This window comes from Rhizobium sp. S163, assembly GCF_030380805.1.
Classification (GTDB): domain Bacteria; phylum Pseudomonadota; class Alphaproteobacteria; order Rhizobiales; family Rhizobiaceae; genus Rhizobium.
In genome coordinates, this window is record NZ_JAUDSA010000034.1 from 54,729 (window position 1) to 67,376 (window position 12,648).

14 protein-coding genes are annotated in these 12,648 nt (G+C 61.9%); 7 read left to right on the top strand and 7 right to left on the bottom strand.

Features of this window, described 5'->3' with window-relative positions; all coding sequences use genetic code 11:
* Window positions 1–28: 28 nt before the first annotated feature.
* The 4 genes from rpsR to QTL96_RS23675 form a co-directional block, all read right to left on the bottom strand.
* Entirely contained in the window at window positions 29–277 is a 249-nt protein-coding gene (gene rpsR / locus QTL96_RS23660) for a 30S ribosomal protein S18 (protein WP_113236586.1), read from the bottom strand.
* 12 nt (window positions 278–289) lie between these two features.
* Window positions 290–748 (bottom strand): 30S ribosomal protein S6, encoded by a 459-nt coding sequence (gene rpsF, locus QTL96_RS23665; RefSeq protein WP_018898759.1) that lies wholly within the window; start codon window positions 746–748, stop codon window positions 290–292.
* Between the two features lie 287 nt (window positions 749–1,035).
* Window positions 1,036–1,986: a PHB depolymerase family esterase gene (locus QTL96_RS23670; protein ID WP_289729431.1), complete on the bottom strand. Its 951-nt coding sequence runs from the start codon at window positions 1,984–1,986 to the stop codon at window positions 1,036–1,038.
* A gap of 184 nt (window positions 1,987–2,170) precedes the next feature.
* Window positions 2,171–3,214, bottom strand: a complete 1,044-nt coding sequence (locus QTL96_RS23675; RefSeq protein WP_289729432.1) for an aldo/keto reductase — start codon at window positions 3,212–3,214, stop codon at window positions 2,171–2,173.
* Window positions 3,215–3,421: 207 nt separating this feature from the next.
* On the opposite strand from QTL96_RS23675, the gene fabD reads away from it, so the two are divergent.
* The 7 genes from fabD (at window position 3,422) to gmk (ending at window position 9,959) form a co-directional block, all read left to right on the top strand.
* On the top strand, window positions 3,422–4,366 hold the full coding sequence (gene fabD, locus QTL96_RS23680) for an ACP S-malonyltransferase (protein ID WP_289729433.1): 945 nt from the start codon (window positions 3,422–3,424) through the stop codon (window positions 4,364–4,366).
* A 29-nt stretch (window positions 4,367–4,395) separates the two neighbouring features.
* Window positions 4,396–5,133, top strand: coding sequence for a 3-oxoacyl-[acyl-carrier-protein] reductase (gene fabG, locus QTL96_RS23685; RefSeq protein ID WP_018898755.1), 738 nt, complete (start codon window positions 4,396–4,398; stop codon window positions 5,131–5,133).
* A 291-nt stretch (window positions 5,134–5,424) separates the two neighbouring features.
* The gene (locus tag QTL96_RS23690) at window positions 5,425–5,661 is read left to right on the top strand and encodes an acyl carrier protein (RefSeq protein WP_003502080.1); all 237 of its coding nucleotides are present in this window, start codon (window positions 5,425–5,427) and stop codon (window positions 5,659–5,661) included.
* A gap of 93 nt (window positions 5,662–5,754) precedes the next feature.
* Window positions 5,755–7,017: a beta-ketoacyl-ACP synthase II gene (gene fabF / locus QTL96_RS23695; protein ID WP_112941326.1), complete on the top strand. Its 1,263-nt coding sequence runs from the start codon at window positions 5,755–5,757 to the stop codon at window positions 7,015–7,017.
* Window positions 7,018–7,134: 117 nt separating this feature from the next.
* Window positions 7,135–8,370: an endolytic transglycosylase MltG gene (mltG, locus tag QTL96_RS23700; protein ID WP_289729434.1), complete on the top strand. Its 1,236-nt coding sequence runs from the start codon at window positions 7,135–7,137 to the stop codon at window positions 8,368–8,370.
* Window positions 8,371–8,387: 17 nt separating this feature from the next.
* Window positions 8,388–9,275, top strand: a complete 888-nt coding sequence (locus QTL96_RS23705) for a YicC/YloC family endoribonuclease (RefSeq protein ID WP_289729435.1) — start codon at window positions 8,388–8,390, stop codon at window positions 9,273–9,275.
* Between the two features lie 3 nt (window positions 9,276–9,278).
* Complete coding sequence (gene gmk / locus QTL96_RS23710) at window positions 9,279–9,959, top strand: guanylate kinase (RefSeq protein ID WP_289729436.1); 681 nt, start codon at window positions 9,279–9,281, stop codon at window positions 9,957–9,959.
* 44 nt (window positions 9,960–10,003) lie between these two features.
* Here the strand turns inward: gmk and pstB are convergent, their stop codons facing one another.
* The 3 genes from pstB to pstC are packed head-to-tail and all read right to left on the bottom strand — an operon-like array spanning window position 10,004 to window position 12,638.
* Entirely contained in the window at window positions 10,004–10,810 is an 807-nt protein-coding gene (gene pstB, locus QTL96_RS23715) for a phosphate ABC transporter ATP-binding protein PstB (RefSeq protein WP_289729437.1), read from the bottom strand.
* Window positions 10,810–11,658, bottom strand: a complete 849-nt coding sequence (gene pstA / locus QTL96_RS23720) for a phosphate ABC transporter permease PstA (RefSeq protein WP_289729438.1) — start codon at window positions 11,656–11,658, stop codon at window positions 10,810–10,812. Before pstA ends, pstB begins: the two co-directional genes overlap by 1 nt.
* Window positions 11,659–11,660: 2 nt before the next feature.
* On the bottom strand, window positions 11,661–12,638 hold the full coding sequence (gene pstC, locus QTL96_RS23725; RefSeq protein WP_289729439.1) for a phosphate ABC transporter permease subunit PstC: 978 nt from the start codon (window positions 12,636–12,638) through the stop codon (window positions 11,661–11,663).
* Window positions 12,639–12,648 lie beyond the last annotated feature (10 nt).

The window sequence follows — 12,648 nt, forward strand, 5'->3', positions numbered from 1 at the left end:
CTTCCCTCGATTTGGTCTCGTCAGCTGATTAAGCGACGACGTACGGCAGCAGGCCGAGGAAACGAGCGCGCTTGATCGCCTGAGCGAGTTCGCGCTGCTTCTTCTGCGAAACAGCCGTGATACGGGAAGGAACGATCTTGCCGCGCTCGGAAATGTAGCGCTGCAGGAGACGAACGTCCTTGTAGTCGATCTTCGGAGCGTTTGCGCCGGAGAACGGGCAAGTCTTGCGACGACGGTGGAACGGACGACGTACCGGTGCGGAGGAAGATTCAGACATTCTCAGTTCTCCTTATGCACGGTCTTCGCGCGGGGCGCGATCAGGACGCGGGCCACGCTGGAAGTCGCCATCACGACGCGGCGGACGATCGCCGAATTCGCGACGCGGGCCACGGTCGGCGCCATCACGCGGGCCGCGGTCGTCGCGGTCGCGCTTCTGCATCATGGCAGACGGGCCTTCTTCGTGAGCTTCAACAGCGATGGTCATGTAGCGAAGGACGTCTTCGCTGATGCGCATCTGACGTTCCATTTCCTGCACGGCAGCAGCCGGGGCGTCGATGTCGACGAGAACGTAGTGAGCCTTGCGGTTCTTCTTGATGCGGTAGGTCAGGGACTTGAGGCCCCAGTTTTCTACGCGCCCGACCTTACCGCCGTTAGCTTCGAGTACGCCCTTGTACTGTTCTACGAGGGCTTCTACCTGCTGAGCGGAAATATCCTGTCGGGCAAGGAATACATGTTCATAAAGAGCCATGACAGCTTTGCCTTTCTTGCGTTTATTCAACCCGATATTCGGCGGCTAAGCCTCAACGACTGCTCCTGATTGGGTAGACCCAGGCAAGAAAAGCGTTCCGAGACGGTCGAGAGCGGAGACACGGGAGGCTGGAACGCTTCCGTTCCGAACGATTTCCCGCGGGAAACCGGCCCTCCGTTCAGCCACCAGCCAGAAGACCGGGTTTTGCGAACAGGGCGGCTTATACGGATTTCTGACGAAAACGCAAGGCCGCCCCGGAAAACATATCGCCACCGGCAAAAACGTACTTACCGCGGCGGTTGCGACAGGAAGAAGTCGGCGATCGAGCGGCTGGCATCGATTTGCCGGCTGGTCACGCCAACGAACAGACGTCGGGCATATTGCACGCCACCTGGCCAAGTATGGCCGCCACCGGTAACCGTCAGCACCTCCACGGCGCCCGATGGTCGGCATCCGTCGTATCGCGTGGCGACGACGCGCGTGCGGTCGAGTCGAGCGGTCGGAGCGAGCGGCGCCGATTTCCCTGGCAGAGCGCATCCATTGGTTCTGGCCCAGAACGCCGCCGTGTCGCGGACGGACAAGACCTTGCCTCCTTCGCCCGCGCCCCCGAAATCGGCGACATCACCGCCCTTGAACGGCATGATTGGATCGGCAGTGCCGTCGATCTGCAATACGGCGACCGGACGTTCGGGGCTGCATTTCGCGGCTATGTCGCTTGGCAGTGTTCCAGCGACCGGCGCAATCGCGGCGATGCGTCGGGAGAGGTCGCAGCCGAGCCGTTCGGCAAAGAGTGCGCCGTTCGAAATGCCCGTCGCGTAGACGCGCTTGCTGTCGATATCATAGCTCCGCTGCAGCTGATCGATCAGCGCGGAAACGAAGCCGACGTCGTCTTGAGGATTGCGGATAGTCGAACGTCCGTCGTTCCAGTGCTTGTCGATGCCGTTGGGATAGGCAACGATAAAGCGTCGGCTGTCGGCGACGGCATCAAGACCGCTCAGCCGGCGCATGGCCGGTCCCTGCTGGCCGCCGCCGTGAAAGGCAAGCACCAGGGGAAAGCCACCTGGCGGGCGCGGGCCATCAGGCACATGCAGGGTGAAGCTGCGAACGGTGCTGCCGACCGTCACCTGACCAGAAGGATCCGCCGCCGAGGCAGCGGACGCGACGGCGACACCGGCCAGAAGCGCGGCAAATCCAAGAATGATCCTGTGAGTGAGGGACCTGTAAAGCGAACCAGTCATCTGAGTTTCCATAAAGTATTGAAATATAAGCAATATGAAATGATCGCAGGCCGAAATTCTGGTGCTGCGGTCAGTGCCGTCAGGCAAAAACGAAGTGAGCCGCCATTGCGGGTAAACAATGACGGCTCCTGTTAAATTCGGGTGATTTCGCACATTCGCGACAGACTGCCGCGGCGGGCCGATATCAGATCGGCATCGGATACTCGCGATGCACCTTGTCGATCTCGGCGAGGATATCGCTCGAAAGCTTGATGCCGGCCGCGTCTATATCGGTTGTCAGTTGCGCCATGGTCGTGGCACCGATGATGGCCGACGTCATGAAGCGGCGCGTCAGGCAGAACGCGATGGCCATGGCCGATGGGTCCAGCCCGTGGCGCTTGGCGATCTCGACGTAAGCCTTGGTCGGCGCTTCCTGCAGCGGCTGCAGACGTCCGCCGATGTCGCCGTTGATCGAGCCGCGCGAGCCACCGGGTACGGCGCCGCCGATATACTTGCCGCTGAGGATGCCGCCGGCGAGCGGCGAGTAGGCGAGCAGGCCCACATCCTCATGGTGCGACATCTCCGCCATGTCGAGATCGTAGTGGCGATAGAGCAGGTTATACTCGTTCTGGATGCTGACGACGCGCGGCAGGCCGAGCTGCTCGGCGATCGTAAGATACTTCTGCGTGCCCCAGGTCGTCTCGTTGGAGAGGCCGATCGTCCGGATCTTGCCTTCCTTCACCAGTTCGCCAGCCGTTTCCAGGATGCCGGTAATGTTGGCGACGGCCTTGGCGCGATCCTGCTTGAAGGGGTCGTAGTGCCAGTTCTGGCGGAAGTGGAAATGACCGCGAACCGGCCAATGGATCTGGTAGAGATCGATATAGTCGGTCTTCAGCCGCTTCAGGCTGGCCTCGATCGCCAGTCGCATGTTCTTGGCATCGGCGCCTTCGCCGCCACGGATATAGGAACGACCGGGGCCGGCAACCTTGGAGGCGAGGACGATATCCTTGCGCTTGCCCGTCTTCTCAAGCCAGGTGCCGATATAGTCTTCGGTCAGGCCCTGGGTCTCGGGGCCAACGGGCGTGGTCGGATAAAGCTCGGCGGTGTCGAAGAAGTTGACGCCCTTTTCGAACGCATAGTCCATCTGCGCGTGCGCTTCCGCCTCGGTGTTCTGCGTGCCCCAGGTCATGGTGCCAAGGCAGATTTCGGACACCGAAATATCGGTGCGGCCAAGTTTCTTATGCTTCATTGGGGAGCCTTAATCGTGATCTTAAAAGAAAGAGGTCTTGGAAGGACGGCGCGAATTTAGGCCGGAATTGAGCAAGCGCAAGAGCAAAAGTGCTGCTTTGTTGCAGTCGCGAAAGCCTTGGAACGCAGGCCTCCGGTACTTGACTCTCAGGGAAAGAATGTCAATTGGAGGCGAAATGACCGCGGGTCCATATAAAAAGGACATAGGATGACCATCGCTTTCACGTTCCCTGGCCAGGGCAGTCAGGCCGTCGGCATGGGCAAGGATCTTGCCGAGAATTTTGCCGAAGCGCGCGCCGTTTTTGCAGAGGTCGATGACGCTCTCGGCGAGAAGCTGTCCGAGACCATGTTCAACGGTCCGGAAGAGACGCTGACGCTGACCGCCAATGCGCAGCCGGCGCTGATGGCCGTGTCGATGGCCGTCATCCGTGTGCTCGAAGCCAAGGGCGTCGATCTCAAGGCCAAGGTTTCCTACGTCGCCGGCCACTCGCTCGGCGAATACTCCGCTCTCTGTGCCGCCGGCATGTTCTCGATCGCCGATACCGCGCGCCTCCTGCGCATTCGCGGCAACGCGATGCAGGCGGCCGTGCCCGTCGGCGTCGGCGCCATGGCCGCCATCATCGGCCTCGAACATGCCGACGTGATCGCCGTCTGCGAGGAAGCCTCGGCACTCGGCGCCTGCCAGATCGCCAACGACAACGGCGGTGGCCAGATCGTGATTTCGGGCGAGAAGGCACCGGTCGAAAAGGCTGCTGCTCTCGCCACCGAAAAGGGCGCCAAGCGCGCGATCCTGCTGCCGGTCTCCGCACCCTTCCATTCCGCGCTGATGGCGCCGGCCGCCGATGCGATGCGCGAAGCGCTGGCAGGCGTCGTGAAGTCGAACCCGGTCGTGCCTGTTATCGCAAACGTGCGCGCCGCGCCCGTCACCGACGCCGAGGAAATCGCCAAGCTGCTCGTCGAGCAGGTCACCGGCCAGGTTCGCTGGCGCGAGACGGTTGAATGGTTCGCGGCAAACGGCGTGACCACGCTTTACGAACTCGGCGCCGGCAAGGTTTTGACCGGCCTCGCGCGCCGCATCGACAAGAACGTGACCGGCGTCTCGGTCAACACACCGGCTGATATCGACGCGGCGGTTGCCGCTCTTCTGGCCTGATTGATTTAACGATTACAAGGAATTCTTCCATGCTCGATCTTTCCGGCCGCAAGGCTCTGGTAACCGGTGCCTCTGGCGGCATCGGCGAAGAAATCGCCCGTATCCTGCACAAGCAGGGCGCCATCGTCGGCCTGCACGGCACCCGCGTCGAAAAGCTCGAGGCGCTGGCGAACGAACTCGGCGACCGCGTCAAGATCTTCCCGGCGAACCTTGCCGATCGCGACGAAGTCAAGGCGCTCGGCGTCAAGGCTGAAGCCGAACTCGACGGCGTCGATATCCTCGTCAACAACGCCGGTATCACCAAGGACGGCCTCTTCGTGCGCATGTCGGACGAGGACTGGGACAGCGTCATCGAAGTCAACCTGACCTCGATGTTCCGCCTGACCCGCGAGCTGACGCACCCGATGATGCGCCGCCGCTATGGCCGCATCATCAACATCACCTCGATCGTCGGTGTCACCGGCAATCCGGGCCAGGCCAACTACTGCGCCTCCAAGGCCGGCATGATCGGCTTCACCAAGTCGCTGGCGCAGGAGATCGCGACCCGCAACGTGACGGTCAACTGCGTGGCTCCGGGCTTCATCGAAAGCGCGATGACGGGCAAGCTGAACGACAAGCAGAAGGACGCGATCATGGGCGCGATCCCGATGAAGCGCATGGGCACCGGCGCCGAAGTGGCCTCCGCGGTTGCTTACCTGGCTTCGTCGGAAGCGGCCTACATGACGGGCCAGACTTTGCACGTAAATGGCGGCATGGCCATGATCTGAAACGGAAAACTGGCTTTCGGGCCGTTTTTCCCCGCAATAGCCTGTTCACCAACGCTATGGGGTTGATTTTCTGGCTTTGCGGCAGACATAAACCGTGTTAATCGGGCCATGACTGTGAACAGTCTCCCGAGAAAGAAGACGGACCGGCGGGCTTTCCAAGCAAGCCTGGGACATCTCTGGTAGCCGGGTACAACGAGTTTGCCGAAGGTGGCTTTAGGGCGCCGCAGGCTGAAACAGGGTAGGGTGCCATAAAGGCTCTCTGATCAGGATTATAAGGTCGAGGAAACCGACATGAGCGATATCGCAGAACGCGTAAAGAAAATTGTTATTGATCATCTTGGCGTCGACGCCGACAAGGTTGTCGAAGGCGCAAGCTTCATCGACGATCTGGGCGCTGACTCGCTCGACACCGTCGAACTGGTCATGGCGTTCGAAGAAGAATTCGGCGTTGAAATTCCTGACGACGCTGCGGACTCGATCCTGACGGTCGGCGACGCCGTTAAGTTTATCGAAAAGGCCCAGGCTTAATCCTGAGCACTTTAGAAAGGGCGGACCCGGAGTCCGCCCTTTTTATTTCTGGCATGGTCTCCATAGAACACAAAAGGCGGGGGAATGCAGTCGATGAGACGGGTGGTTATTACGGGCACTGGCATGGTGTCTCCCTTGGGATGCGGCACGGAAGTGACCTGGGCTCGCCTGCTGGCGGGCGAAAACGGCGCACGCCTCGTGACCGAGTTCGAAGTCGATGACCTTCCGGCCAAGATCGCATGCCGTATTCCCGTCGGCGATGGCACCGGCGGCACCTTCAATCAGGATGATTGGATGGAGCCCAAGGAACAGCGCAAGGTCGATCCCTTCATCATCTATGGAATGGCCGCGGCCGACATGGCGCTCAACGATGCCAACTGGCATCCCGAGAGCGACGAAGACCAGATTGCCACCGGCGTCCTCATCGGCTCCGGCATTGGCGGCATCGAGGGTATCGTTGAGGCGGGCTATACGCTGCGCGACAAGGGCCCGCGCCGCATTTCTCCATTCTTCATTCCCGGCCGTCTGATCAACCTCGTATCCGGCCAGGTATCGATCCGTCACAAGCTGCGCGGACCGAACCACTCCGTCGTCACTGCCTGCTCGACCGGTGCGCACGCCATTGGCGATGCTGCCCGTCTGATCGCTTTCGGCGATGCTGATGTGATGGTCGCCGGTGGCACCGAATCGCCGGTCAGCCGCATCTCGCTCGCCGGCTTCGCGGCCTGCAAGGCGCTCTCCACGCAGCACAACGACGATCCGACGAAGGCCTCGCGCCCCTACGACAAGGACCGTGACGGCTTCGTCATGGGCGAGGGCGCCGGCATCGTCGTTCTCGAAGAGCTCGAACATGCCCTGGCGCGCGGCGCACGGATTTACGCCGAAGTCGTCGGCTATGGCCTGTCGGGCGACGCCTACCACATCACCGCGCCGTCGGAAGACGGCGAGGGCGCCGGCCGTTGCATGGCGATGGCGCTGAAGCGCGCTGGCCTGACGCCTGCCGATATCGATTACATCAACGCGCACGGCACATCGACCATGGCCGACACGATCGAGCTCGGCGCCGTCGAGCGCCTGGTCGGCGACGCCGCGTCGAAGATCTCCATGTCCTCGACCAAGTCCGCCACCGGCCACCTGCTGGGCGCTGCCGGTGCAATCGAGGCGATCTTCGCGACGCTGTCGATCCGCGATAACGTCGTGCCGCCGACGCTCAATCTCGACAACCCAGAGCGCGAGACGAAGATCGATCTCGTCCCGCACAAGGCGCGTCAACGGGAAGTGAACGTGGCGCTGTCGAATTCCTTCGGATTCGGCGGTACAAACGCATCGCTGGTGCTGCGCCGCTACGTCGCCTGAGACTGACCCACGACGTCCGCAACGGGCAGGGCAGTCCAATCCGATGGCTGCCCACCCGCATTTCGCCGCATTGCTTCGCAAGAAGCAGCTTTTGGGGCCAAATTTAGAGGATTGCCGGTGAGCGATACGAACCAGAGCAACGACACGACCGGCCAGCAGGGCCAGCAGTCGCAGAGTGGCCCGATCATTCCGAAATCGCCAACCGAAGCGCTGCGCCCGGAGCGCGTGCCGGAGCCGCCGAAGCGCTCCAAGAAGGCCAGAAGCCAGGTCGTCATCTTCCTGAACTTCCTGATGACGCTGGTCGTGCTCGGCTGCGCCGCCGCGGTCGTCGTCTTCTACTATGCGATTTCCACCTACCAGAGCCCCGGTCCGCTGGAGGCCAACACCAATTTCATCGTGCGCAACGGCGCAGGGATCACCGAGATCGCGTTCAATCTCGAGCGCAACAACATCATCTCCGATGGCCGCGTCTTCCGCTATCTCACCGCCACCCATCTGAACGATGGCGAAAGCCTCAAGGCCGGTGAATACGAGATCAAGGCGCATGCCTCGATGAACGAGATCATGGAACTGCTGAAATCCGGCAAGTCCATCCTCTATTCGATCTCCTTCCCCGAGGGCTTGAGCGTCCGCCAGATGTTCAACCGCATGAACGAGGATCAGGTACTTGAGGGCGATCTGCCGACCGTCCTGCCGTCGGAGGGCAGCCTGCGCCCTGATACCTACAAGTTCTCGCGCGGCACCAAGCGCGCCGAGATCATCGAGCAGATGGCCGCTGCCCAGCAGAAGCTTGTGGACCAGATCTGGGACAAGCGCGATCCTTCGCTGCCCTTCAAGTCGAAGGACGAGATGATCGTTCTCGCCTCCATCGTCGAAAAGGAAACCGGCGTTCCAGACGAGCGCGCCCATGTGGCCTCGGTCTTCCTGAATCGTCTCGGCAAGGGCATGCGCCTGCAGTCGGACCCGACGATTATCTATGGATTGTTCGGTGGCGACGGCAAGCCGGCCGACCGGCCGATCTACCAGTCGGACCTCAAGAAAGAGACGCCCTTCAACACCTATGTGATCAAGGGCCTTCCGCCGACGCCGATCGCCAATCCCGGTCGCGATGCGCTGGAGGCCGTTGCCAATCCCTGGAAGACGCAGGACCTTTACTTCGTGGCCGACGGCACGGGTGGCCATGTCTTCGCCGCCACGCTTGAGGACCACAACGCCAATGTCCGGCGCTGGCGCAAGCTGGAAGCCGACAAGGGCGCCGATCCGAATATCGCGGTCGACGGGCAGCCCGATGCGGCAACGCCCGCCGATGCGCCGGCAGCGCCTGCTCCGGCTCCGAAGAAAAAGAGAAACTGATAATATCGGAGGCTTCCATGGCTTTGCAGTCCATGACGGGTTTTGCGCGGCGCGAAGGCACGACCGATCGCTGGCGCTGGGCCTGGGAACTGCGCTCGGTAAACGGCAAGGGCTTGGATATCCGCCTGCGCCTGCCGCCGGGCCTCGAGCGACTGGAAAACGATGTCAAGCGGCTTGCCGGCGAGCAGTTCAGCCGCGGCAACATGCAGGTGTCGCTGTCCGTCTCGTCTCCCGAGAGCCGCGTCGAGACCGTCCTCAACCAGGAAGCGCTTGCCGCCGTTCTGTCGCTGCGTGATCAGCTGGCTGATATCATCGATCCGGCGCCGTTGAAGCTCGATACGCTTCTCGGCATCCGTGGCATCGTCGATTTCCGCGAGACCGAGGATAGCCCCGAAGCCATCGCCGCGCGCGATGCCGAGATCATGAATGGCCTTGCGCTGGCACTTACCGACCTCAGGCATATGCGCGAGCAGGAGGGGGCGGCTCTGTCCCGCGTGCTCCTCGACCAGGTGGCGATCATCGAGCGTCTGACTGGTGTCGTGGAAAACGACCCGTCGCGTTCGCCGCGCGAGATTGCGGCACGTCTTGCGGCCCAGGTTGCAATGCTGATGGATGCATCCGGCAAGTTCGATCAGGACAGGCTCCATGCCGAGGCGGCGATCCTGGCGACCAAGGCGGACCTGCGCGAAGAGATCGACCGCCTGAAGGCGCACGTGGCCGCTGCCCGGGACCTGCTCGCCAAGGGCGGCCCTATCGGCCGCAAGCTCGATTTCCTTGCACAGGAATTTAACCGGGAATCGAATACAATATGCTCGAAGTCCAATGCGGCCGCGGTGACAGCGGCCGGTATTGAGTTGAAAGTGGTCATCGACCAGTTCCGCGAGCAAGTTCAGAATTTGGAGTGAACCATGAGCCCGACCCCGTCGAGCCCCCCAACGTCGAGCAGCCCCACCGTGATCCCCCGTCGCGGGCTGATGCTTGTCCTGTCCTCGCCCTCGGGCGCCGGCAAGTCGACCATCGCGCGCAATCTCCTGGAGCGCGATCGCAGCCTTGAAATCTCGGTGAGCGTGACGACGCGTCAGCGTCGCCCGAGTGAGATTGCCGGCACGCACTACCATTTCATCACCATCCCGCAATTCGAGCGTATGCGCGACAGCGGCGAGCTGCTCGAATGGGCGGAAGTGCATGGCAATTTCTACGGCACGCCGCGCGAGCCGGTGGAGGCCGCCATGGCCGATGGCCGCGACATGCTGTTCGATATCGATTGGCAGGGGGCGCTGCAGCTGCAGGAAAAGATGAAGGCCGATATCGTATCGATCTTCGTGCTGCCGCCGACCATGACCGAGCTTCAGTCGCGCCTGCATCGCCGCGCCGAGGACGCCGAAGAGGTGATCGCGACGCGTCTGGCCAACTCCCGCGCCGAGATCGCTCACTGGCGTGAATATGACTACGTCATCGTCAACGACGACCTGAACACCGCCTTCGAGGCCGTGCAGTCGATCGTCCGCGCCGAACGCCTGCGCCGCGACCGCCGCCATGGCATGTTCGACTTCGTGACCGGCCTGATCGAAGAGACGCCGGTTCTCTGATCCATCCGCCGGCGCCTTTGCGCCGGCGTCATTCCTTGAAATGATCAGCCGTAGCGACCGGTGATGTAGTCTTCGGTCCGCTTGTTCTTCGGCGCTTCGAATATCTGCGATGTCGGGCCATGCTCGACAAGCTCGCCCAGATACATGAAGGCGGTATTGTCCGAGATACGGCCCGCCTGCTGCATGTTGTGCGTCACGATCACGATCGTGAAATTCGCCTTCAGCTGCGCGATCAATTCCTCGACCTTGGCGGTCGAGATCGGGTCGAGCGCCGATGTCGGCTCGTCGAGCAGCAGAACCTCCGGCCGCAACGCCACGCCGCGCGCGATGCACAGACGCTGCTGCTGACCGCCGGATAGGCCGAGACCGCTCTGCTTCAGTTTGTCCTTGACCTCGTCCCACAGAGCCGCCTGCCGAAGCGCTTCCTCGACACGCCCATCCATCTCCGTCTTCGACAGCCGCTCATGATGGCGAATGCCATAGGCGACGTTGTCGTAGATCGACATGGGGAAGGGGACCGGCTTCTGGAACACCATGCCGACGCGGGCGCGCAGTTCGTTCATCGGATAGCGGGGGTCGAGAATGTTGTCGCCATCGAGCTTCACGGCACCCGTTGCCCGCATGCCCGGATAGAGCGCGTAGATGCGGTTGAGGATACGCAGCAGCGTCGACTTGCCGCAGCCGGACGGGCCGATCAGGGCCGAGACTTGCCGCTCCGGAAAGCTGATGCTGACATCGCGGATCGCCTGCGTCTTCCCGTAGAAGAAGTTGACGTTTTCGAGCGTGATCTTGTCGGTCTTCATGGTATTCGCGGTCCTGCCGGTATCGAGTGTGCTGGAAGATTGCAGCATTATTTCCCCCGTCTGCTCAGGATTACTCGTGATCCGACACTGAGCAGCAGCACGATGGCGGTCATGACGAAGGCGCCGGCCCAGGCGAGCGTATGCCACTCGTCATAGGGGCTCATCGCGTACTGGAAGATGACGACCGGAATGTTGGCCATCGGCCCGGACATGTCCGTGCTCCAGTACTGGTTGTTGAGGGCGGTGAAGAGAAGCGGTGCGGTCTCGCCCGAGATGCGGGCGACAGCAAGCAGCACGCCGGTCAGGATACCCGCGGACGCTGCGCGATAAAGCACATGCACCGTCACCTTCCAGCGTGGGATGCCGAGCGACAGTGCCGCCTCTCGCATCACGTCCGGCACCAGCCGGAGCATCTCGTCCGTGGTACGCACCACCACCGGAAGGAAGATGAAGCCGAGCGCGATACCACCGGCATAGCCCGAGAAGCGCCCCGTCTGGCGCACCACCAGCTCGTAGATGAACAGGCCGATGATGATCGACGGCGCGCTGAGCAGGATGTCGTTCACGAAACGAACGAGATCGCCGATCTTCTTGCCGCGGCTGTATTCCGAAAGATAGGTGCCGGCGAGGATCCCGATCGGCGTGCCGAGAACGACGGCCATCAGGACGATCATCAGGCTGCCCATGAAGGCATTCGCCAGGCCGCCGTCTTCGCCGGGTGGCGGGGTCATTTCGGTCAGCAGGCGAGGGCTGAGCGCCGTGATGCCGTTGATCAGCGTCGTCCACAGGATCCAGACGAGGAAGATGAGGCCGATGACCGTTGCGACGGTCGCGAGAGACAAGGCGATGGCGCTCTTGATCTGCCGGTAGCGGTAAAGGGAGTTGGACGTCGTCATGATTATTCTCCCTTCTGCCTGGCGATCCGGAGCAGCATCAGCTTGGCGGCGGCCAGCACGATGAAGGTGACCACGAAGAGGATGAAGCCGAGGCCGATCAGCGACGACAGATAGAGATCAGTGTCGGCTTCGGTGAACTCGTTGGCGATGGCCGCGGCGATCGAGTTGCCGGGCTCCATCAGCGAGATCGCGATATTATGCGTATTCCCGAGCACGAAGGTCACGGCCATGGTCTCGCCGAGCGCGCGGCCAAGGCCGAGGAAGATGCCGCCGACGACGGCGGTGCGCGTATGCGGGATGACGATATCGCGTACGACTTCCCATTTGGTCGAGCCAAGCGCGTAGGCCGATTCCTTCAGCTGCGCCGGGACGACGAGGAAGACGTCGCGCATGACCGAAGCGATATAGGGGATGATCATGATGGCGAGCACGATGCCCGACGTCAGCATGCCGATCCCCATCGGTATGCCTGAGAACAGCGCTCCGATGACAGGCAGCGGACCGAGCCAGTCGATCAGGACCGGCTGGATATAGTCGGACATGAACGGCGCGAAGGTGAAGAGACCCCACATGCCGTAGATGATGCTTGGAATGCCGGCGAGCAGCTCGATGGCGCCGCCGATCGGTCCGCGCGCCCAGCGTGGCGCCACCTCGGTGACGAACACCGCGATGCCGAGGCTGACGGGAACGCCGATGATCATCGCGAGCGCTGAGGTGACCAACGTTCCGTAGATCGGCACGAGGCCGGCGAATTTCTGTGCGACGGGGTCCCATTCGGTGCCGTAGATGAATTCGAGGCCGAAGGTGCGGAACGCCAGCAGGCCGCCCCAACCCATGGAAAAGGTCGCTGCCAGAAGTGCAATCAGTACGAACATGCCGCAGCACAGCACGATTGCGGAAAATACCATGTCGCCGGTCGCGCCATGGCGACGCTTCACGCCGACACTCTCGGCGCGCTGCGATGCCAAAACTTGGCTCATTGTCTGTTCT

Coding starts and splice junctions, on each gene's coding strand:
- rpsR (WP_113236586.1), bottom strand. CDS start 277: ATGTCTGAATCTTCCTCCGCACCGGTACGTCGTCCGTTCCACCGTCGT.
- rpsF (WP_018898759.1), bottom strand. CDS start 748: ATGGCTCTTTATGAACATGTATTCCTTGCCCGACAGGATATTTCCGCT.
- QTL96_RS23670 (WP_289729431.1), bottom strand. CDS start 1,986: ATGACTGGTTCGCTTTACAGGTCCCTCACTCACAGGATCATTCTTGGA.
- QTL96_RS23675 (WP_289729432.1), bottom strand. CDS start 3,214: ATGAAGCATAAGAAACTTGGCCGCACCGATATTTCGGTGTCCGAAATC.
- fabD (WP_289729433.1), top strand. CDS start 3,422: ATGACCATCGCTTTCACGTTCCCTGGCCAGGGCAGTCAGGCCGTCGGC.
- fabG (WP_018898755.1), top strand. CDS start 4,396: ATGCTCGATCTTTCCGGCCGCAAGGCTCTGGTAACCGGTGCCTCTGGC.
- QTL96_RS23690 (WP_003502080.1), top strand. CDS start 5,425: ATGAGCGATATCGCAGAACGCGTAAAGAAAATTGTTATTGATCATCTT.
- fabF (WP_112941326.1), top strand. CDS start 5,755: ATGAGACGGGTGGTTATTACGGGCACTGGCATGGTGTCTCCCTTGGGA.
- QTL96_RS23705 (WP_289729435.1), top strand. CDS start 8,388: ATGGCTTTGCAGTCCATGACGGGTTTTGCGCGGCGCGAAGGCACGACC.
- gmk (WP_289729436.1), top strand. CDS start 9,279: ATGAGCCCGACCCCGTCGAGCCCCCCAACGTCGAGCAGCCCCACCGTG.
- pstB (WP_289729437.1), bottom strand. CDS start 10,810: ATGCTGCAATCTTCCAGCACACTCGATACCGGCAGGACCGCGAATACC.
- pstA (WP_289729438.1), bottom strand. CDS start 11,658: ATGACGACGTCCAACTCCCTTTACCGCTACCGGCAGATCAAGAGCGCC.
- pstC (WP_289729439.1), bottom strand. CDS start 12,638: ATGAGCCAAGTTTTGGCATCGCAGCGCGCCGAGAGTGTCGGCGTGAAG.